This window comes from Microcoleus sp. POL10_C6 (assembly GCF_036701585.1).
Taxonomy (GTDB): domain Bacteria; phylum Cyanobacteriota; class Cyanobacteriia; order Cyanobacteriales; family Microcoleaceae; genus Microcoleus.
Genome location: NZ_JAUBRB010000009.1, coordinates 124,752 through 145,198, shown reverse-complemented (window position 1 = coordinate 145,198; position 20,447 = coordinate 124,752). Strand labels below are relative to the sequence as shown.

The window sequence follows — 20,447 nt, the reverse complement described above, 5'->3', positions numbered from 1 at the left end:
CAGGAAAAATTGACCATCAAAAATGAAAAAAGATTGTTGTTATTTTAACATATTTGATGCTCGTTTTCAAAGTAATTTGGTATGAGTAACTTGGCGACTAACGCAACTCAACTTCTCGCTTGACTTCTGCCAAAACTCGATCGCCCCGCGTCAACCGGTATTCGGCCCGCCAAACTCCGGGAGTCAGAGGAGAATTTGTACTGTTTCTTTTGCCGACATAACCCAACCAAGTACGGCTGGGGGCTTTAATTTCATTGGTCTGCTCGGCAATGGTTGTGCCGTTGGGTGCAAATAATTTGTATTGTTCGCGATCGCCCTTGAGCACTCCGTAACTTTGCACCCAAAACAACAAAGCGGGACTGTTTGCAGGGAGTTTAGTCTCGGAAAATTGTCCTTCCCAGACAGCGTTCTCGTCCGGCGGCTTATTGGCAAAATCGGCCCGAATTAAACCTGTGGAAACATAGTCTAGAGGCTTGTCCCAAATTGGATTGCGGGCGATGTTGCAGCCTACCTTCGCGTCGGGGCCGACAAACGGATCTACGGGCTTGCCTTGATAGCGAAAAGTTACGTGTACGTGGGGGAAAGATGCCATCCCAGAGTTTCCCACCATGCCCAAAACTGTGCCTTTTTGTACCTGCGTACCCGGTTTGACGGCAACGCTGCCTTGACGGAGGTGGCAGTATTGGGCTTCCCAACCACCGCCGTGGTCGATTACCATGCCGTTGCCGCATTCTGTGCCTGCGATGTTGGCTTTTTCTGTTTCATTTTGTAAACGCCGATCGACCACACCATCTCGCGATCGCAAAACTTTACCTGCTGCGGAGGCAATAACTGGCACTCCTTTTGCCATTGCTTTGGCGTCGGGAATGGCAAAATCTGTGCCGTCGTGCCCGTCGTAGGTTTGGCGCCCGCAGCCAAAATCGACGGCGGTGGGGCCGGGTTCTCGATCGAAATACAGCAATACAAAACAGTCTTTGCCTAGGGTACAGTCGATCGGCTTACCGAATTGCGGGTTGTTCGGCTTTTGGGCGACTGCGGTAGAGACGAGACGCTGGGCGATCGTGTGGGCTTCGGCGATCGGGGCATTTACTCCGCTTTTATTAGCACAACTAGAAAGATTTGTCAACCCCACGACCAACAAAATTGCAGAAATGTGTTTTTTTGATAGTATAGTCATTCGCAGGTTGGAGGTAAAAGCTGAGGTGGGTAGTGAAAAGCCAATTAATCATTCAGAATATAGTTGCTCAAGCATCTAGACGATTGGTAAGGCTTTTTCGTTTCCTATATTTGTTGTATTATTTTGAGTTGGAAATTTAAAATTTTTAATTAATTCAAGAATGCGTTCTAAAATTCGATCGCTCATTTCAATAATTCGGCTGGCCGGGCTTGCTGTTGCGGCTTTGGGGATGTGGGGATTTGCCACCCTTGCCGAAGACGTGTTGGAAAAAGAAAGTTACGTTTTCGATACCTCTATTTTACTAGCTCTGAGGCAATTGCACACTCCGTTGCGCGATCAAATAATGCTGGGCTTTACTTTTTTGGGCGAGCCGAAGCTGCTGCTAGTGATTTGTCTGACGTTGGGTATTGTTTTGCTAGCGCGCAATCACCGCTCGGAAGCTGCAACTATTGCGCTCGCGGGTGGGGGAGCGATCGGTTTAAATTTACTGTTAAAAAAACTTTTTGCCCGCGATCGACCTCAACTTTGGGAGCGCGTTGTTAATGTAACATTTTACAGTTTTCCTAGCGGACACGCGATGATTTCAATGGTTATTTACGGTTTGCTAGGATATTTTTTGGGTGTACGCTTTCCCAAGCAGCGCTGGTCGATTTACGGCTTGACAGTTGTATTAATTGCTGCTATTGGTTTTAGCCGACTTTACCTAGGAGTTCACTGGCCTACCGATGTTATTGCTGGTTATACGGCTGGTTTGGTGTGGCTGATTACCTGTATTATTACTTTGGAAATATGGAAGGAATTGCGTTCTTTGACTACGGCTTCTAAAGAGGAGTTTTTGTCACCGGAAAATTCTCAAGAATAATTTTTAATCTTCTACTCAAGACTGACTATTAGCTTTTGAGTAAAACACAGGGCAATTCCTTTTTCGTAGTAAGCAGCCTCGTTAATGAAAATCGGATAAACGGTTGATTTACCTTCATACAATACCGACTCACCATCTAAGGTCAAAAACATCGGATCGCCGGGATTTAGGGCTTCATAATCTCTGAATTGCAGATGAGGATGAATCATTGCCTGAATTTCTCGGTTCTCGTTTCTGGGATAGTCGAGCGCCCGAATGCTTTGATAAATAGTCAGGGGATTCTTTGCAGCAGGCATTTTGCCTTGATTGTAGGCTTCTACACAGTCTAAGATTGTGCCGACAACTTGCTCAGTTTGCTGAAATAAAGACGCATCCAAGACGCCTTGTGGCACTGCACCAACTTCCAGCGTACCGCCTAATTCGGAAAGCGATCGCAGCAAAGGACTATCATGATTCTTGGTTGCCGAAGCCAGTAGCTTGAGGTGGGGATACACAGAGGTTAAATAAGCTGCTAGTTGCAGGTTAAATGGATGCTGGCTGGCGAGAATAAATGTTAGCCCCATGTTGGATGTGGTGCTGTGCAAATCGATAATTAAGTTGGGCAGATGAGTGTTTTTTGAGCTAAAAAGGCGGGAGATTTCTTTCGCCCGCTGCGCTTCATAGCTGGAGAGATGGGGATTTTCTAAATCTTGCTTTCTAAAGCAGCGGTTGAGGTCGATATCGATGTAGCGTGTCCCGATTTCGCAAGCTTTGGGATTGGCTAGCAGGGTGATAGTTTCAAAAGTCGATCGCCCAATTAACTCGGGCGCGCGATCGAATTTTTTCACGAGGTAAATTCCTGTGAGTTCGTTTCCGTGGGTTCCTCCCACTATGGCAACACGTTTAATTTGGTTCATAAACAAATAACTTCCTATCCCCAGCTTATCACCCTTTGTCATCTGTTGGTAAAAAACATCACATTGAGGTTGATTGTGTGTTTATATTTAGATTAGCTAAAGTTTAAGTAAGTAGGTAGCACACGCAGAACTGAGAAACCCAGTTTATCTGGGTATTTCTCGTCAATAAACAAAAAAAATACGCTCGCCACCGGGAAGAAATCGATCGCATTATAGTTTCTCATCAAACCGATGATTAAATAGATTAAGTTTAAGAAAACCAGTTTTCGATTGCCAAGTCTTGAAAGTTTGCATAATCAGCAACATTTCGTGTCACCAGAATCAGATTATTGACTTTAACGATCGCTGCAATTTGCCCATCAGCATAAGACGGTGTAAGCCCGATCGGGATGAGTCTTGCTCGTTCTTTAGCAAACCACTCAGCCGCTTCTTGAGTGTAGGGCAAAATCGGTAATTTTACTTTCACTTCTTCCTGAAGATAAGCTTCGATCGCACTGCGACGCTTAGAATCAGGCATTCGATAACAGCCCAGCAGAACTTCATGCCAAACGATCGAGGCGATCGCAACTGTGGATTTTGCCTCAATTAGTTTAGTCATCACATTCGCATTCGGAACAGGACGAACAGGTTCGGAGATAATGTTGGTATCGAGTAAATAACGCAACGTCATTCAAAGATGACCTCGCGTCCTGCAAAAGTTCGATCGCGAACTTCTCCCCAAATTTCATCAGGATTTAAACCCAGTTCGTGCAGTTGATATTTTTCACGAAATGCACTGAGAGATTCTCCAAAGCTAAGTTCGAGATTCTGTGGCTGTTTGCGGCGTTGAATGTATTCGCGCAAGGCAATTTCAACTAGAGTCTCGAACTCAATTTCTCCCTCAAGTTCGATCGCCTCTTGCAGCAGTGCCGTATCCACATTCAGGCTCGTCACCATTAGCTTTCCTCTTTTAACGGTTTATTTTATTATAGTTGTGATGCCTCGCTCAGAAACCGGGTTTTTGCCCAGAAGACGCATGACAGTGTAGAAACAAAAAAAAACCCGGTTTCTTTGATTGTGACGCGCGGGCAACTCCCCATCAAGCGAAAAATCCTGTCACAATAAAATGAATCCTACCGAGAGACAAAGGGCATGACGCGAGAGGAAGCAGTGCGGCGAATTCACCGGGCAGCCGAGGAAAAATTGACGGAACTGGATTTGTCGGGGCTCGACTTGGAGGAATTGCCGCCGGAGATTGGCAAGTGCACGCAGCTTGAGATGCTGGTGTTGGGGAAGTTCGATAAAGAGAAAAGAAGATGGGTTGGGAATAAGTTAACTGAGTTTCCTGATGCTGTTCTTCAATTAACTAACTTAAAAACACTTTCGCTTGTTGAAAATCAGATTACCTCCATCCCAGAAGCGATCGGGCAACTGTCCAATCTGAGAGACCTGAACCTCAGTATCAATCAGATTACCTCCATCCCAGAGGATCTCGCCCAACTGTCGAATCTGACAAAGCTTTACCTGCATACCAATCAGATTACCTCCATCCCAGAGGATCTCGCCCAACTGTCGAATCTGACAAAGCTTTACCTCGGGAAGAATCAGATTACCTCCATCCCAGAGGATCTCGCCCAACTGTCGAATCTGACAGAACTTGTCCTCTGGAACAATCAGATTACCTCCATCCCAGAGGCGATCGGGCAACTGTCGAATCTGACAGCGCTTTTCCTCGATAACAATCAGATTACCTCCATCCCAGAGGCGATCGGGCAACTGTCGAATCTGACAGCGCTTCTCCTCGATAACAATCAGATTACCTCCATCCCAGATGCGCTAGGCAAACTGTCGAATCTGACAGAGCTTTACCTCGGTGACAATCAGATTACCTCTATCTCAGAGGCGATCGCCCAACTGTCCAATCTGACATGGCTTAACCTCAGTAACAATCAAATTACCCAAATCCCAGAAGCGATCGCCCAACTGTCGAATCTGACACGGCTTTCCCTCAGTAACAATCAGATTGAAAAGATTCCTGAAGGCTTAGAAACACTGCCAAAACTTGAAAAACTCGACCTTCGCTGCAATCCCCTGCCCATTTCTCCAGAAGTTCTAGGGCCCGCCAACCTGAACGAAGCCCCCGGCACTCCCGCTGACATCTTTAACTACCTCCGCAAACTCCGCAGCGGCGAAGTTCTCCCCCTCAACGAAGCCAAAGTCCTTCTCGTCGGGCAAGGCAGCGTCGGCAAAACCTGCCTGATCAACCGCCTCATCCACAACAAATACAACCCCAACGAGCCCCAAACCGACGGACTCAACATCACAGACTGGAAAATTACAGTCAACACCAAACCCGTCAAACTCAACGTCTGGGACTTCGGCGGACAAGAAATCTACCACGCCACCCACCAATTTTTCCTTACCAAACGCAGCCTTTACCTGCTGGTGTGCAACTGCCGCACCAGCGAAGACGAAAACCGCCTCGAATACTGGCTGAAACTGATCGAAAGCTTCGGCGACGCATCCCCCGTCATCCTCGTCGGCAACAAGTGCGACGAACAACCCCTGGATCTCAACCGCAAAGCCTTGCGCGACAAATATCCCAACATCAAAGCGATTCTCGAAACCTCCTGCCAAAGCGGAACCGGCATCGACGAACTCCGCAGCGCCATCCACACCGAAATCTCCGAACTCAAAGAAGTCTACGATCTTTTGCCGCTAAGCTGGTTCCAAGTCAAGCAGCGCCTGGAAAACCTCGACAAAGACATCATCAGCATCAGCGAATACGCCACCATCTGCGCCAAAGAAAACATCCTTGAAGAAACCGATCAAACCCAACTCATCGGACTGCTGCACAACCTGGGCATTGTCCTCAACTTCCGCGAACACCCCATCCTGCAATCCACCAACATCCTCAATCCCCACTGGGTGACTGAAGGCATCTATGCCCTCCTCAGCGACGAGGAACTCAAAGTCAAAACCAAAGGCATTCTCACCTACGCCGACCTCAGCCGCATCCTCGACTCAAATAAATATCCCAGCCACCGCTACCACTGCCTCACCGGGTTGATGGGCGAATTTGAACTCTGCTTCCCCGTCAGCAATTACCCGCCGACTTTCCTCATCCCCGGCATCTTGCCCAAAGAGGAACCGCAAAACACCAAACTCCAAGGCGAAACCCTGGAATTTCAATATCACTACCGCATCCTCCCCGACAGCATCCTCTCGCGCTTCATCGTCCTCATGCACGAGAAAATCCACAACTGCACCCACTGGCGCACGGGGGTTATGCTGGAGTACACCGAAGGCGCTGAGGTGTACAACATCGCCCGAATTAAATCTGACCCGGAAGATAAGAAAATCTTTATTGCTGTTAGCGGGCGGGAATCGACGCGGCGTTCTTTCCTCAGCATGATTCGCGATACGTTTACCAAAATCCACAATTCTTTTGCCAATCTGGAAATCAGTCAATGGGTGCCGGTTCCGGGTTATCCCGATGCCGATCCGCTGGATTACGAGGAATTGCTAGGATTGGAGGAGATGGGCGAAAATACGGTGCGCGTTGGGAAACTTAAACTTAAACTGGATTTGCGGCCGTTGTTGGATGGGTATGAGTCGATCAAACTTCGGCGCAGAAACCAAATGGGCGATCGAGAAATGGAAAAATACGGAAGAGAATATGACGACATTGTAGATATCGCTAAACTAGCTGTTAGTAGACCAATTATTAATAAAGCCGAAGCAAAAATGACTCAAAATTCTTCTGACACCAACAACTTTCAAGGTGCTTTTCAAGGTGCTAACTTTTCCGGCAATATCGGCGGTTCGTCGAATAGTGCCGAAGTTGCTGGCAATCAATCCCTGCAAAACAATAACACCAATACCGCCGAACTTTTAAAACTGATTTCCTCGATGCGTGAAACCGCCGATCAGTTTCCCGAAGACATCCGCGAGGGGATAATTATTGATATCGAAGATGTCGAAACCGAAATCAAGAAACCGGAAAACCAATGGAATAAAACTCGATTAAAGAAAAGCTTAACAGCTCTTGTAGCGGCGGGTACTGCGATCGGAGTTGGCATCGCTGGCGTCACTGATTTTGCTGATAAGGCGATCGATGTCGGTCAAAAGCTGGGTATCGAACTCAAGCTACCCTCAGGACGCTAAATCATTTAAAATTAAAATGATTCGGGCGATGATCACCCCAATCAGTCCAAAAACCTCGGTGTTGCCATGCGTAAAATTGTACTATTCATTGCATCTAGTTTGGACGGTTATATCGCGCGATCGAATGGCGATATTGACTGGCTGTTTACAGACCAAAATTACGGTTATAATAAATTCTTAGATAGCATCGATACGGTTCTCATGGGTCGAAAGACTTACGAACAAGTTCTAACTTTTGGCGAGTATCCGTACCAGGAAAAAAAGAGTTATGTTTTTACGAAAAATCTAGATTTTCAAGCCACTTCTGATGTCGAAGTGGTAACAGATTTAGAGAATTTTGTAAATGATTTACGCTTGCTTGACGGCAAAAATATTTGGTTGGTGGGAGGTGCTCTGCTGATTCGCGATTTCCTGAATCAAAACTTTGTCAACGAAGTGATTCTCTCGGTTCATCCGCTTATTTTGGGCGAGGGAATTCCTTTATTTGTTAATCCCATAAATACTACAGCTTTGCAGTTAACTGGATGTCAGACATATAGTTCGGGTATGGTTCAGCTATCTTACGATGTCGCCACTTGAGGGCGCACCCAATTGCTAAGTCGCTTGCAAAATACTGTCACTTGATTATCAAAAAACGTAAGATAAAACTTAGTAGTTTGGCTGATGAGGAAATGTGTTTGCTACTTGTTGCTATTGATATCTTTTTTCTGGGCGCTTCCTGCTGAGGCATCTGTATGCCACAACGATCGAGGCCGCGAGATTTGCATTGTCGATATCAAACGCAGTGCGAAAAACTATTGGGAATACAGGGTAATTCTGAGTGTGGATGGAGTGAAACAGCCTCTGGAAGTCTACAATTGCCGCGATCGCACTACAGTTAAGAAAGATGGAACAGTTTTGGCGTTTGGACAAAACAACCCTGGCGAAATCGTCTGCCGTTTTTTTAATCAGAAATAAGCAAATGAAGTTATTGTAAGGTGCGCTTCGGGCTGAATGTGGCTACCACAAACTCAAGAATTTTTCCCGAAGCGCAGCCTACGTTAGAATTTGCCGTCTACTGCTGATACGCAGCGTTCGCAAATTAGCGGATGTTCGATCGACTCGCTGACGTGAGTCGAGTAATTCCAGCAACGATCGCACTTTTCCCCGTCTGCTTTCACTACACCAATCGCCAACTCAGGAGACTGATAACTGTACGGCAATTCTTGCAGGATTGCATTCGATTCTACCAGTTCCACTTCCGAAGTAATGAACAAATACCGCAGTTCGTCTACACCCTTGCCGGTCATTGTAGAATCGTTCCCTGCAACTATTTCCGCAGGAATTTCTGGTTTGGGATCGATCGCAACTAATTCTGCTTTCTGGATTTGGGGTGTTTCTGCAAACACTTGTTCGGCTGGGGCTGCGAGTGCGATCGCCTCTGTTTCTACAAGCACAAGCGCTGTATCTAATGCCGGTGCGAGGACGATCGCCTTTGTTTCTGCAAGCACAAGCGCTGTACTCCTGCCCACCACATCTGCTGTCAGGAAATCAATTTGTTCTGCAATTTTTTGACGGTTGGCGGCAAACAGCAAGTGACGGAAAGCAAACCAGATTGTAAATAAGATGCCGATGACTTCAAAGAGGCCTCCCAACATCGGAATCTGATTCATCGTATCCAAAATCGCCAGCGTTACTCTGCCCGTTACTAACACAGAGGCTAACAGCCCAAGTGTTACCAAAACTTGTTGGTATTCTGTAAAAAAGTTGCCCGCGTATTCAGGCAAATTAGCTAAAAACTCGGCGGCTTGATCTAAGATTGGCTGCGAATCTGAAGCCGACAGTTCAGGGACAGAATACTCTACTATCTGAGAAGGTCGATCGCCCTTTTCTCTCGTTTCCTCCTCAACATAAACTGTGTTTTCTGTCAAGACTTTGGCAACTTTTGCTGCTTGTTCTTCCTGTCGATCTTGTGCTGCTTTTGCCTTCTCCTCTGCTGCTAACTCGATGACTGAATTTTGCGATCGCACATAATCGACCAATTCTTCGCTGCTGGGATTCAAAGCTTGCAATTGCTGTCTTTTCTCAACATCGGGAACGTACAGCAAAACCTTAGCTTCCAAAGAAGAACCGATCGCCTTTTCAATCCGGGCTTTTTCCAAAACCTTATTAACTTCGCCGCGCACTTGTCGCAAATACTGCCAGCGAGTAGCCAATTCTGGATTATGCCATGAAGCATCAATTTGCACCCAGCCGGCTTCAAATACTGACTTGTACGGAGTCGGATAGGGAAGGTACTGCCAAATATCCTCAGCCATGTGACACAACACAGGTGCGATCGCCCTTGCTAAATTCTCCACAGCAATTGCAATCACCGTCTGACAACTGCGGCGGCGAAGGGTATCTGTCGCGCTGATGTACAGTCTGTCTTTGGCAATATCCAAGTAAAAATTCGATAAATCCACCGTGCAGAAATTCTGCACAGTTTGGAAAAATCGGGAAAATTGGAAGCTTTCAAAAGCATCTTGAACTTCCGCAAAAACCTCGCCCATTCTGTGCAGCATATAGCGATCGAGTTCCGGCAATTCCTCGTAAGCAACGGCATCTTTTGCTGGGTCAAAGTCGTGCAAATTACCCAGTAAAAACTTAGCTGTATTGCGAATTTTGCGGTAAACATCCGACTGCTGTTTTAGAATGTTTTTGCCCAAAGGCACGTCTGCTGAGTAGTCTACCGAAGACACCCACAAGCGCAAAACATCGGCTCCATATTCCTTAATTACGGCTGCCGGATCGACGACATTGCCTTCAGATTTGCTCATCTTGCGGCCTTTTTCATCTAGCACAAAACCGTGAGTCAAAACTGTTTTGTAAGGAGCAACGCCGTTAGTTGCTACACTGGTTAGCAAGCTGGATTGAAACCAGCCGCGATGTTGGTCTGAACCTTCCAAATAGATATCAGCAGGATAGTTTAATTCCGATCGACCTTTGGCAACTGCGGCCCAAGAAGAACCGGAGTCAAACCATACATCCATCGTGTCTGTACCCTTGCGGTAAGTGCGGCCGTTATTGCGGTAAGATTCCGGCAGTAATTCGGCGATCGACAATTCCCACCAAGCATCGGAACCGCGTTCGGCAAAGATGGCTTGCACATGGGCGATCGTTTCTTCATTTAACAGCGGTTCGTTGGTTTCTTCGTCGTAGAATACGGGAATCGGAACGCCCCAAGTCCGCTGGCGAGAAATACACCAATCCGATCGATCGCCCACCATTGCAGTAATCCGATTTTCCCCTTGGGCGGGAATCCAATTCACCTCGGCGATCGCTTTTAATGCTTCATCTCGGAACCCTTCAACGGAGGCAAACCACTGTTCTGTCGCCCGAAAAATAGTCGGCTTTTTCGTGCGCCAATCGTAAGGATAAGAGTGAGCGTAACTTTCCTCTTTAATCAAACAATTTACTTCTGCAAGGGCATCAATCACTGCGGCATTGCCGTTTCCGAGGACATTTAAACCTACAAACTGTCCGGCTTCTGCGGTGAAATTTCCGTTCTCATCTACGGGTGTTAAAACTGGTAAACCGCAGCGTTTTCCTACTATAAAGTCTTCTTGTCCGTGTCCCGGTGCGGTGTGCACTAATCCCGTCCCGGAATCAGCGGTAATGTAGTCGCCGCCGGCAACGATCGGACTTTCGCGATCGAACAGCGGGTGTTTGTAGATGCAGCCTTCTAATTCTTTGCCTTTGAAGGTGGCAAGTATTTTTAATTGAGTGTTAAAAGTTGCCGACAGCCGATCGACCGCATCGACAGCTACTAACATAAATTGTTGTGCGATGTGGGAATTTGCCGGCGGTTCCACCACCGCATAAGTCAATTCGGGATTAACTGCGATCGCCAAGTTTGCCGGAATCGTCCAGGGGGTAGTCGTCCAAATCGCCGCCCAGAGGCTCGGCATATAGCGTTTGAGCTTCGTTTGCAAAGATTTTGACAATTTTCTCACATGAAAGCCGACGTAGATGCTGCGCGACGTGTGGCCTTCGGGATATTCCAATTCCGCTTCGGCGAGGGCTGTTTTCGAGCTCGGACTCCAGTGAACAGGTTTGAAGCCGCGGTAGATGTAGCCTTTGAGCACCATTTGACCGAAAACGCCGATTTGAGCGGCTTCGTATTCGGGTTTCAGGGTTAAATAGGGGTGTTCCCAGTCGCCCCAAACGCCGTAGCGCTGGAAGGATTCGCGCTGCTGTTCCATTGTTTGCTGCGCGAAGGCGGAGGCTTTGCGGCGGAGTTCGATCGGCGTAAGATTGAGTCGCTCCTCCGATTTCATGTTCTGCAATACTTTAAGTTCGATCGGCAATCCGTGACAATCCCAACCGGGCACGTAGCGGACTTTTTTGCCGCGCAGCATTTGGTAGCGGTTGATAAAATCTTTGAGGATTTTGTTGAGGGCGTGGCCGATGTGAAGTTGTCCGTTGGCGTAGGGGGGCCCGTCGTGGAGGATGAACAAGTCGCCTGGGTTATTTTCCGAAAGGCGATCGTAGATTTCTTGATCGGCCCAAAATTGTTGCAATTCTGGTTCCCGTTTGACGGCGTTGGCGCGCATATCAAACTTGGTTTTGGGCAGATTTACGGTGTCTTTGTAAGATTTAGCTTCCATTTTTGAGAAACGTTTTATGTAGTTAGTTGTTAGTAGTTAGCGGTTATTTGAAAGATGATATCAAGTCCGGTTAAATAATCATAATTAAGTTTGTAGTGACAACTTTAGTCATCTCTCGTCATTGAAGAGCTGACAACCAGATATTTTAGTATAAGCGATCGACCGCACATTTGATCGAACCAAATCCGTAGGGCGATCTCTCTTCTCCCTCCTCCCCCCCCTCTGCGCCCTCTGCGGTTAATCATTCATAAACCTAGGTGGCACTACTCAGTCAGCCAACTGAACATTTCACCGACGGTGAGATTAAAGGATTCGGCAAAGGTTGGAACGGGGATGCGATCGCCCGGTTCTTCAAAAACTGCTATGGTGCGATCGCGGTTGAACTCGCCGTCAAGCGAGAAAAGGTCATAGAAATAGTCCCAACCCGCGGCTAACGGCATTTCCCATGCGATCGCACAATGACGCGGCTGGCACTCCCTGTCCTTCCTGTTCCCATTTTTCCACGAGTTGGCGGCCTAGGGGCGTGAGGCGAAAACTGTCGGTAATCCCTTGTCCATCTACTTCCCGCCGCAACACGCCGACTTGGATCAGCCACAGTAGGGAGTTTTCGGCTACGAGTTCGGATACGGGCGATCGGGTGTAGCCGCTTTCGACACCGGAATTTGAGGCGATCGCAGTTAGGAAAACGCTGTTATCGCGGATGGTCTGGAAGAAGTGTAATTGAAAAGGGGAACAGCGAACGGCGCGATCGGCTCTTTTGACAGTGCGATCGGGATAACTAATAGATTTAAACGCTTCGGATGGGATAAAAGTCATTGAGAGAATTTCTGAACAGCTACTATATTTTTAATTGTTACAGATTTATAGTCAAACTGGAGTTGTGAAAAGCATACCAAGTTCAGAGGAAGTAGACTAGGCTTATCGAACTTAGAAATAAAGAAAGATTATGCCTTTACCAAAAGTTCCTAAAAAATTCTTGCCCAAGTTAACCTCAGTTTTCTTATTGTTATACGTGGCAGCGACACTGCCGTGGTTTACCAATCGCCTCACCTCCTTTGCTTATATTGTTCAAGCGATTGTGCAGCGTAGTCAAAATGCAGAAGATGAAGAGATCGCAGCTTACCGCCAAGCCATTAAAGTTGACCCTCAGTTTGCTTGGGCTTACAACTTACTCGGCAATGCGCTTTCTGACAAGTGGAAATTTAATGAAGCAATAGCAGCTTACCGCCAAGCCGTCCAAATAGATCCAAACGATACCAAAGCTTATAAAAGTCTGGGCCATCTGCTGTTTTTTTTCCAAGGCAAACCAGATGAAGCGATCGCAGCTTACCGCCAAGCCATCCAAATAAATCCCAATGATGCCGAAGCTTACAGCCGTTTAGGTTGGGCCCTAAAGCAACAGGGGAGATTAGATGAGGCGATCGCAGCTTACCGCCAAGCCATCCAAATAGATCCCAATGATGCTGAAGATTACTACTATTTAGGTGCGATTTTTCAGAAACAGGGGAAACTGGAAGAGGCGATAGCGACCTCTCAAAAAGCGATTCAATTCCACCCTAAAAATGACAGTGCCTACAACAGCCTGGGCGTGTTCCTGAACGAGCAGGGGAAACAAGATGAAGCGATCGCCACCTATCAAAAAGCGATTCAACTCAACCCTAAAAATACCCAAGCTCACATCAATTTAATTTTTACTTTACAGCACCAAGGGAAGTTCGATCGAGTAATTGAAGCCTGTAAGAGGGCAATTGCGTTAGACCCCAACTCTCTGACTGTTAAATTATTTCTCAAAGAGACGGAACGGCTCTTAGCTCTGCGAAAAAATCCGCAATTGTTGGCTAGTCCAGAGCGATTGCCCAGTTTAAAAGATGAACCTTTTGTTTCATTAAAGCGGTCGGTTGTCCGAGTTATTGTTAAAAGTTCTTCCGAGTTAAATTATGGTACTGGCTGGGTGGTAAAACGGCAAGGAAACAAAGGTTGGGTTGTTACCAATCGCCATGTGGCAACGGCTGGCAAAAATACACCCCAGGGCGATAAAAAAATTGAAGTTGAATTTTACAGTAAACCGCTCTCAAGCGAATTCCGCAAGCGGAAACCCGCTAAGAGTGTTAAAATTACTGCTGCCTCTGACAACCTAGATTTAGCTTTACTAGAAGTCACCGACATTCCGAAAGATATTCAGCCTTTGCCCCGATCCTCGGCCTCTGTTGCCCTCAACGCACCTATCCGCATTATTGGATATCCCTACACGACCGAGGATTTGACAGTTGCAACAGGAGAAGTCATCACCAAGACTGACCGAGAGTTAGAAATGTCTGCAATTATAGCTCGCGGTAATTCTGGTAGTCCCGTATTAGACCAGCAAAATCGCGTTGTTGGCGTTGTGTGGAAAGGTAGTTACACCATCAGTCGAACACAGAATCAAGAGCTGGTTATATCTGGTACTGGTACTGCTGCTGCTTTGCCGATCCAATCAGTTACACAACAACTGAAAGATTGGGGTATTGATTAGGCAATTGCTGTAATGCTTTAGGTTTTAAAAATGGAAGGTTTTTAGGCATAAACTTTCCTGGATTCATAAGTGTCTGAGGCTTCGGCATCTTCTAAATTCAGAACTTCGTGTAATTCATTAATAGAAAGAATCCTGAGACAAACATCAGACTCTAATTCATAGACTTCGGAAAATGACTCAATAGCTTCTTTGAGTTTGTCAATATATTTTTCTGGAGTATTGCCTGGTCCCACCAAGCCATTTTTGAAACACAAATAAACCCACTAATCAGCACTTTTTGTGGTAATTTTCGTGTAGGAAATAATTATATTATATTGGTAAATTAGTATTAATTGAATCAGCAAATTTTGCAAACACACTAATAATTTAACAAAAAATTGACCATCAGAGAATTACCTCCGCAGATAGACCTCCTTCCCAGCAAGCTATACAATAGTTAGGATGCAGCAATCAATTTACCTACTATGACAGAAGACAAAACATTGACAACCGCTAGCGGAATTCCGGTTGCAGATAACCAGAATTCCTTGACAGCAGGTGAACGCGGGCCTATCCTCATGCAGGATTTTTACCTGATGGAAAAACTGGCTCACTTCAACCGGGAACGCATTCCTGAACGCGTTGTCCATGCAAAAGGAGCCGCTGCATTTGGCACGTTTACCGTCACCCATGACATTACTCGCTACACCAAAGCTCAGCTATTCTCAGAAGTTGGCAAAGAAACTCAGGTTCTCCTCCGTTTCTCTACCGTAGGCGGCGAACAAGGTTCAGCAGATGCCGAACGTGACCCCAGAGGTTTTTCGATCAAGTTCTACACCGAAGAAGGAAACTGGGATTTAGTAGGCAACAACACGCCTGTTTTCTTCATTCGCGATCCCCTCAAATTCCCTGATTTGATCCACACCCAAAAGCGCCATCCCCAAACGCATCTCAAAGATCCTGACGCCAAGTGGGATTTCTGGTCCCTGAGTCCAGAAGCTTTGCATCAGATAACTATTCTGTTTTCCGATCGCGGTACGCCGAAAAACCACCGCCACATGGACGGTTTTGGCAGCCATACCTTCAGCCTGATCGATGCTCGAGGAGAACGGGTTTGGTGCAAATTCCACTTCAAAACCATGCAAGGTATTGAGAATTTCACCGCCGAAGAAGCGACGCGGATCAAAGGCGAAGACCCCGATCATGCGACTCGCGATTTGTTTGAGGCGATCGAGCAAGGTAATTATCCCAAGTGGCGGTTTTGCATTCAAGTAATGACAGAAGCCCAAGCCGCAGAGTATGGCGAAAGCCCTTTTGACTTGACAAAAGTGTGGAAGCACTCAGAGTTTCCGTTAATTGACGTGGGAATTCTTGAACTCAATCGCAATCCACAAAACTTTTTTGCTGAGGTAGAACAGGCGGCATTTTCTCCTTCTAATGTCGTTCCAGGTATTAGTTTCTCTCCAGATAAAGTGCTGCAATCTCGCATCATGTCTTATCCAGATGCTCAACGCTACCGTCTCGGTGCAAACTATCAGCAATTGCCTGTCAATCAACCAAAGTGTCCGGTGATGCACTATCAACGGGATGGCGCAATGGCACCGGGTAACAACGGTGGTAGCGGGCCGAACTACGAACCCAACAGCCACGAGGATGCGCCGAAGCAAAACTGTGTTTATGCTGACCCAGCTTGGGACTTAGGAAATGTCAAAGTCGATCGCTACGATCACCGTAAGGGCAATGACGATTACACCCAAGCAGGAGACCTTTATCGCTTGATGAAACCCGACGCACAGCAGCGGCTTATAGCTAACATTGTGGAAAGTTTGAGTGCAGCAAAACCGGAGATTCAGATGCGCCAACTGTGCCATTTTTTCCGCGCCGATCCGAATTACGGCCGCCAAGTCGCAGAAGGTTTAGGAATTGCGATCGATCCGTCTATGATACCCGCTGCTGCTTAATCGGTTGGTGTCTAGAACCCGCGAATATTCAATTAGACATATCGAATAATTCTTGTGGGTAGGCATCCGGCCTGCCCTTAATTTGCTTTTTTTAGAAATGTCTATTGAAACTATGGCTGAGGTGAACCATTTTAGGTCGCGTCCTAGGTGCAAATTAAATGCAGTCAAGCTTAACGTCATTAAGTAAGGGGCGATCGCGATTTTTAGCAATGGTCTCTTGAAAAGGCACAGAACCAAGTAAAATAACTTGAGGAAGTGCAATAAAAACCAAACAAGGGAAACCAAACTATGACATTACCAGTTGGGTGCGCGGCGCCTCAATTTACCGCCAAAGACACGAACGGCAAAACAGTATCCCTCTCCGAATTTGCCGGTAAAACCGTAATCCTGTATTTCTACCCGAAAGATGACACCCCCGGCTGCACAAGACAAGCCCAAAGCTTCAAAGCAGCCCATGAAGAATACAAAGGCAAAGATATAGTAGTTCTCGGTGTCAGCCGCGACAACGAGGAATCGCACCAAAAGTTCACAGAGAAATACGGTTTGCCTTTCCAGCTATTAGCAGATGTTGATGGCACGATTACCAAAGCTTACGATGTCGAGAAAGGCGATTATGCCAAGCGCGTTACTTTCGTCATCGACGGCACCGGCAAAATCATTCAAGTTTATGAGGGCGACACCATGAAAGTTGACACTCATGCTCAAGATATTCTCGTCACCATAGTTTAGTCGAAGTTTAGCCGATCGCACTAACACTCCTGCACGCACCAAACGGCTAAAAACCCGGTTCCTTCCTAAGATGCCTCGTTGCTATAGGCAATCTTCTCCTAGGAACCGGGTTTTTTTTGTAAATCCTGACTCAGCCAGTGATATCATTTCCGGTTACACTCATACATGATGTTGACTGTTGACGGTTGACTGTTCACGGCGTCAACAGTCAACCGTCAACAGTCAACAGTCAACTCGAATTTACTATTCCGATGCTAACGGATTTGATATGAGGGGTCAAAGGTACAGGGGGAAGCAACTTACTCAAACTAAATTCTTTCCCTCAAAACTTACACCACAAATCCGCTTAAACAGGCATATATTCGGTTAAGGTGCTTATTCTACGCCTAAAGTGAGATTTGTGGGGCAACTCCCGCCAATAATTAAAAACTTATGCTGGAAAAGGCATTAACCGCCCGTAGGCTAAATCTAGGGGCGATTTTGTCCTGGTTCAGGTCATTGTGTTTAATAAAATCAGAAGTTATCCTTGCTTTAGCTGAATAATTAAGTAGGTAGGGGGATAGATAATGACAAACAGCAACATTATTTTAAGTTACTTAGGCCCGCGAGAAATTGAGGTCAATAGAGCCGCTGTCTTAGTTGGCACTTTTGACAAAAATCTAGTGGCAGCGATTTCAGCATTAGAAGGCTCAAATGCCCTGAATGTCGGGATAAATCTCTCTAGAGGCATTTGGAACATCAGTTTAGAAAAAGGATTCGATACCACAGAAACTCGCACAGTGCAGGTGAGGGCAACTGATAAGACCGGCAAAGTTATCGGCCAACAAACAATTAACATCAAAGTTAATCCTGCTTCTGGGTCACCTGCTCAACTTTTCACGTTAATTACTCTCACAGATACCAAATTCAAAGCCGGAACACTGCCCGCCAGCAATCTCAACGAGCTGCAAAAAGCGGACATACCAGCAGGAAAAATTTATCAAGTTAGCGACTACGAGTTAGAAGACGGACATCTGAATGTTCAACTAAATAATCCAATTTATCCGGTGGGAAAGTCCGGCTTTTTCTACGAAAAACACGTACTCATAACCAAAGGCGCAAAAATTCTCATATTCGATCGCGCCGAGTTGCCGACCCCGCCGCCGGGAATGCAGTTACTGTGGGTGATCAAAAAGACCTGGTTAAAGTTCACCCCCGCAGATTCTGGAACTTTAGGCCCAACTCAGAAATTACTATTTAACCCAGGAGAAACTTTCAATCTTCTCGGCTACGCTTGCGTGGAAAACCATTTTCGAGTCGCTTTTGATCGGGCAGTTCCTAACTTAGGAACTTCGGGATTTCTGTACTGGCTGCACGTCCAAATTTTGCGAGACGGGAGGGGAATTGAGTATGATAGAAATGCAGTTACGATGACAATCATCAAAACGACTGTGTTTAAAAAGCGGCCGATAAATGCTGCTAGCCTGCCACCCCAAGAAAAAATTACCTTGCCGGCGGGAATGATTTACGGAATTGCCGGATTCTTGATCGAACAAAGCCACATTAAAGTCTCGCTGACCGAGAATTTGCCGCAATTTGGCAATACAGGTTTCATTTATCCCGATTTTGTGCAATTCAGTCGCGGTGGCAAATCTTTTAATCCCGCTGTGAATTTAACTTATCAAGGGCCGTCAGAAGTTTTAGTAAATCAGCCGATCGTCCTTCGGGGTACTTATGATCGGCAACAAGCAGCAAAAATTGAGGTGATAGCTGAGGATACATTGCCCCTAAGCGTCACGCTAAACCAAACTGCCAGCACTTGGGAAGTTAATTTGTCTAAAGGATTTAGCGTAGCGGGAGCTCGGTGGCTCAGGTTGCGGGCAACTGACAGCAAAGGTAACGTTACTGGCAGCCAAATAATTTACATTACCGTAACTTCCGATCCGCTAACTGTCGGAAAAGGTTTGACCTTAAAAATAGTTTCTGACACTTTGTTTAAAGTAGCTCCCCTTGATTCTTCCCGGCTCAACAATCAGCAAAAAGTTTTTGTCAAAGCAGGCCAGACTTTGGCCGTTAGCAAATACGGATTTATTGACGGGCATCTCAAGGTGGTTCTGGATTCAGCAATTTGGCCTGTCGGCACTTTTGGCTATTTTTATGAACCCGACGTTCAGTTGGCAAAAGGTACTCAAATCCTAAGATTTAACCTGGCTGACGTACCCAATAGCAACGTCAGCGCTCAACTGTTGGTAACTCAAACAACTCAGATTAAAGCTAAACCCGAAGATTCATCGAAACTGCCTGCCGATCAAATGGCTGACCTACTTTTAGGCACTACCTATGCCATTACTGGTTATGCCTGCATTTTGGGGCATTTCCGAGTAACTCTTGCCGAATCTATTCCCGGTTTTGGCAATATCGGATTTATTTATTGGCAGGACGTTAAAATTAAAAAAGACGGCAAAGAAGTTCCCTTTGACCCCGATGCTTTGACGATGACAATCCTGCAAGCAACTGTCTTTAAAAAACGGCCGGTAGATTCTTCTAGCCTGAGCAGTACCGAGAAAACTCCGCTGCCTTTAGGTCGAGTTTACGGCGTGAACAGCTACGGTGCGGAAGGATCTCACCTGAAAGTTTCCCTGACTGAAGAACTGCCGAATTTTGGCAATACAGGTTATGTTTTTCCTAGTTTTGTTCAGTTCAAGCGGGGAGATAAAATTTTCGATCCGGTTCCGAACAATGTGGAATTGAACGTGCCGTATTTTTCGCAGCGGGACAATCCGCGTTTTGATTGGTCTACTTGCAACGTAACTTCGATCGCCATGGTGCTTTATTATTATGGCCTTCGTTCTCAGTGGGGCGGACAGTTGGAGGATGAGTTGTTGCAGTGGTGTTTCGACTATGCCGGCCAGGGTTCTCAAACGGATCACAGTGTGCTTTCGGCGCTGATTCAGGCCTACGGGTTTAAGACGAGTTTTAGCACGACTCGCACGTGGGCCCAGGTGCGATCGGAATTGCTGAATCGGCGGCCAGTAGTTTTAGCCGGAGATTTTACTGCGGCCGGTCACATTCTTACTGTAATTGGCTACAATTCTCAGGGTTATATCGTGCAAGATCCTTGGGGAGATGCACTCACTGGTTACAGCGATACTGAGGGGAGAAAGTTGATGTATCCCTACAGTTATGTCAATCAAGTTGCTGGGCCAGATGGAAATGTTTGGGCGCATTTTATCTATCCATAAGCTTTTTAGGTGCGATCGAGATTGCGACAGTCGATCCGGCTAGGGTTGGCAGTGCATTTGTGTCAATTTACAGCAGATTGCAGGTTTATAGGTACTATCAATATCCCCGTAGGGACACGGCATTGCCGTGTCCCTACCTCTATTAGATATATCGTTTGTATCGCAGTCTCGATCGCCCGCAAGATTACTTAATAATTTTAACTATTTTCATTGCGTTACGCCTTGTCCCATCTGCACAAAAACCTAATTATGGGAGAGGTCTAATCAAAAGTGGATGAGAACTCACTCAAGTTCTCAAATAGCCACCTGATTTAATAAAAATACGGTAGAAAGTGC

At 46.3% G+C, this 20,447-nt stretch carries 16 protein-coding genes; 9 read left to right on the top strand and 7 right to left on the bottom strand.

Translation table 11 applies throughout. The features are described 5' to 3' along the window. Positions 1 to 97: 97 nt before the first annotated feature. A complete protein-coding gene (locus tag QUA34_RS07735) occupies positions 98 to 1,177 on the bottom strand; it encodes a M23 family metallopeptidase (RefSeq protein ID WP_333329262.1) in 1,080 nt (359 codons plus the stop codon). Positions 1,178 to 1,337: 160 nt separating this feature from the next. On the opposite strand from QUA34_RS07735, the gene QUA34_RS07730 reads away from it, so the two are divergent. After that, positions 1,338 to 2,039 (top strand): phosphatase PAP2 family protein, encoded by a 702-nt coding sequence (locus QUA34_RS07730; RefSeq protein ID WP_333385395.1) that lies wholly within the window; start codon positions 1,338 to 1,340, stop codon positions 2,037 to 2,039. Positions 2,040 to 2,050: 11 nt separating this feature from the next. Here QUA34_RS07730 and QUA34_RS07725 read toward each other — a convergent pair whose 3' ends face one another. From QUA34_RS07725 to QUA34_RS07715, 3 genes are all read right to left on the bottom strand, one after another. Further along, positions 2,051 to 2,935, bottom strand: coding sequence for an aspartoacylase (locus tag QUA34_RS07725; protein WP_333385393.1), 885 nt, complete (start codon positions 2,933 to 2,935; stop codon positions 2,051 to 2,053). A 250-nt stretch (positions 2,936 to 3,185) separates the two neighbouring features. Next, positions 3,186 to 3,605 (bottom strand): type II toxin-antitoxin system VapC family toxin, encoded by a 420-nt coding sequence (locus QUA34_RS07720; RefSeq protein WP_333329271.1) that lies wholly within the window; start codon positions 3,603 to 3,605, stop codon positions 3,186 to 3,188. Continuing rightward, the gene (locus tag QUA34_RS07715) at positions 3,602 to 3,871 is read right to left on the bottom strand and encodes a type II toxin-antitoxin system VapB family antitoxin (protein ID WP_242723481.1); all 270 of its coding nucleotides are present in this window, start codon (positions 3,869 to 3,871) and stop codon (positions 3,602 to 3,604) included. The genes QUA34_RS07720 and QUA34_RS07715 overlap by 4 nt, the downstream gene beginning before the upstream one ends. A 195-nt stretch (positions 3,872 to 4,066) precedes the next feature. Here QUA34_RS07715 and QUA34_RS07710 point away from each other — a divergent pair, with 195 nt between their 5' ends. From QUA34_RS07710 to QUA34_RS07700, 3 genes are all read left to right on the top strand, one after another. Further along, complete coding sequence (locus QUA34_RS07710) at positions 4,067 to 7,081, top strand: leucine-rich repeat domain-containing protein (RefSeq protein WP_333385390.1); 3,015 nt, start codon at positions 4,067 to 4,069, stop codon at positions 7,079 to 7,081. 66 nt (positions 7,082 to 7,147) lie between these two features. Then, positions 7,148 to 7,660 (top strand): dihydrofolate reductase family protein, encoded by a 513-nt coding sequence (locus tag QUA34_RS07705; protein ID WP_333385388.1) that lies wholly within the window; start codon positions 7,148 to 7,150, stop codon positions 7,658 to 7,660. Between the two features lie 114 nt (positions 7,661 to 7,774). Next, positions 7,775 to 8,038 carry a hypothetical protein gene (locus QUA34_RS07700; protein ID WP_333385385.1) on the top strand — a complete coding sequence of 88 codons (264 nt, stop codon included), beginning with the start codon at positions 7,775 to 7,777 and terminating at the stop codon, positions 8,036 to 8,038. Positions 8,039 to 8,121: 83 nt separating this feature from the next. Here QUA34_RS07700 and ileS read toward each other — a convergent pair whose 3' ends face one another. Beyond that, entirely contained in the window at positions 8,122 to 11,709 is a 3,588-nt protein-coding gene (ileS, locus tag QUA34_RS07695; RefSeq protein WP_333385382.1) for an isoleucine--tRNA ligase, read from the bottom strand. A gap of 257 nt (positions 11,710 to 11,966) precedes the next feature. Here ileS and QUA34_RS07690 point away from each other — a divergent pair, with 257 nt between their 5' ends. Then, positions 11,967 to 12,143 (top strand): hypothetical protein, encoded by a 177-nt coding sequence (locus QUA34_RS07690; protein ID WP_333385378.1) that lies wholly within the window; start codon positions 11,967 to 11,969, stop codon positions 12,141 to 12,143. On the opposite strand, the gene QUA34_RS07685 is transcribed toward QUA34_RS07690, so the two are convergent. Continuing rightward, the gene (locus tag QUA34_RS07685; protein ID WP_333143934.1) at positions 12,115 to 12,525 is read right to left on the bottom strand and encodes an Npun_F0494 family protein; all 411 of its coding nucleotides are present in this window, start codon (positions 12,523 to 12,525) and stop codon (positions 12,115 to 12,117) included. The genes QUA34_RS07690 and QUA34_RS07685 overlap by 29 nt on opposite strands. A 130-nt stretch (positions 12,526 to 12,655) precedes the next feature. Between QUA34_RS07685 and QUA34_RS07680 the strand changes: the two genes are divergently transcribed. Continuing rightward, on the top strand, positions 12,656 to 14,221 hold the full coding sequence (locus QUA34_RS07680; RefSeq protein ID WP_333385375.1) for a tetratricopeptide repeat protein: 1,566 nt from the start codon (positions 12,656 to 12,658) through the stop codon (positions 14,219 to 14,221). A 41-nt stretch (positions 14,222 to 14,262) separates the two neighbouring features. Here QUA34_RS07680 and QUA34_RS07675 read toward each other — a convergent pair whose 3' ends face one another. Continuing rightward, complete coding sequence (locus tag QUA34_RS07675) at positions 14,263 to 14,454, bottom strand: hypothetical protein (protein WP_333385372.1); 192 nt, start codon at positions 14,452 to 14,454, stop codon at positions 14,263 to 14,265. Positions 14,455 to 14,685: 231 nt separating this feature from the next. Between QUA34_RS07675 and QUA34_RS07670 the strand changes: the two genes are divergently transcribed. From QUA34_RS07670 to QUA34_RS07660, 3 genes are all read left to right on the top strand, one after another. Next, on the top strand, positions 14,686 to 16,161 hold the full coding sequence (locus QUA34_RS07670) for a catalase (protein WP_333385369.1): 1,476 nt from the start codon (positions 14,686 to 14,688) through the stop codon (positions 16,159 to 16,161). A 288-nt stretch (positions 16,162 to 16,449) separates the two neighbouring features. Then, complete coding sequence (locus QUA34_RS07665; RefSeq protein ID WP_333329306.1) at positions 16,450 to 16,890, top strand: peroxiredoxin; 441 nt, start codon at positions 16,450 to 16,452, stop codon at positions 16,888 to 16,890. 566 nt (positions 16,891 to 17,456) lie between these two features. Beyond that, entirely contained in the window at positions 17,457 to 20,111 is a 2,655-nt protein-coding gene (locus QUA34_RS07660; RefSeq protein WP_333385365.1) for a C39 family peptidase, read from the top strand. The last annotated feature ends 336 nt before the right edge of the window (positions 20,112 to 20,447 follow it).

Coding starts and splice junctions, on each gene's coding strand:
- QUA34_RS07735 (WP_333329262.1), bottom strand. CDS start 1,177: ATGACTATACTATCAAAAAAACACATTTCTGCAATTTTGTTGGTCGTG.
- QUA34_RS07730 (WP_333385395.1), top strand. CDS start 1,338: ATGCGTTCTAAAATTCGATCGCTCATTTCAATAATTCGGCTGGCCGGG.
- QUA34_RS07725 (WP_333385393.1), bottom strand. CDS start 2,935: ATGAACCAAATTAAACGTGTTGCCATAGTGGGAGGAACCCACGGAAAC.
- QUA34_RS07720 (WP_333329271.1), bottom strand. CDS start 3,605: ATGACGTTGCGTTATTTACTCGATACCAACATTATCTCCGAACCTGTT.
- QUA34_RS07715 (WP_242723481.1), bottom strand. CDS start 3,871: ATGGTGACGAGCCTGAATGTGGATACGGCACTGCTGCAAGAGGCGATC.
- QUA34_RS07710 (WP_333385390.1), top strand. CDS start 4,067: ATGACGCGAGAGGAAGCAGTGCGGCGAATTCACCGGGCAGCCGAGGAA.
- QUA34_RS07705 (WP_333385388.1), top strand. CDS start 7,148: ATGCGTAAAATTGTACTATTCATTGCATCTAGTTTGGACGGTTATATC.
- ileS (WP_333385382.1), bottom strand. CDS start 11,709: ATGGAAGCTAAATCTTACAAAGACACCGTAAATCTGCCCAAAACCAAG.
- QUA34_RS07685 (WP_333143934.1), bottom strand. CDS start 12,525: ATGACTTTTATCCCATCCGAAGCGTTTAAATCTATTAGTTATCCCGAT.
- QUA34_RS07680 (WP_333385375.1), top strand. CDS start 12,656: ATGCCTTTACCAAAAGTTCCTAAAAAATTCTTGCCCAAGTTAACCTCA.
- QUA34_RS07670 (WP_333385369.1), top strand. CDS start 14,686: ATGACAGAAGACAAAACATTGACAACCGCTAGCGGAATTCCGGTTGCA.
- QUA34_RS07665 (WP_333329306.1), top strand. CDS start 16,450: ATGACATTACCAGTTGGGTGCGCGGCGCCTCAATTTACCGCCAAAGAC.
- QUA34_RS07660 (WP_333385365.1), top strand. CDS start 17,457: ATGACAAACAGCAACATTATTTTAAGTTACTTAGGCCCGCGAGAAATT.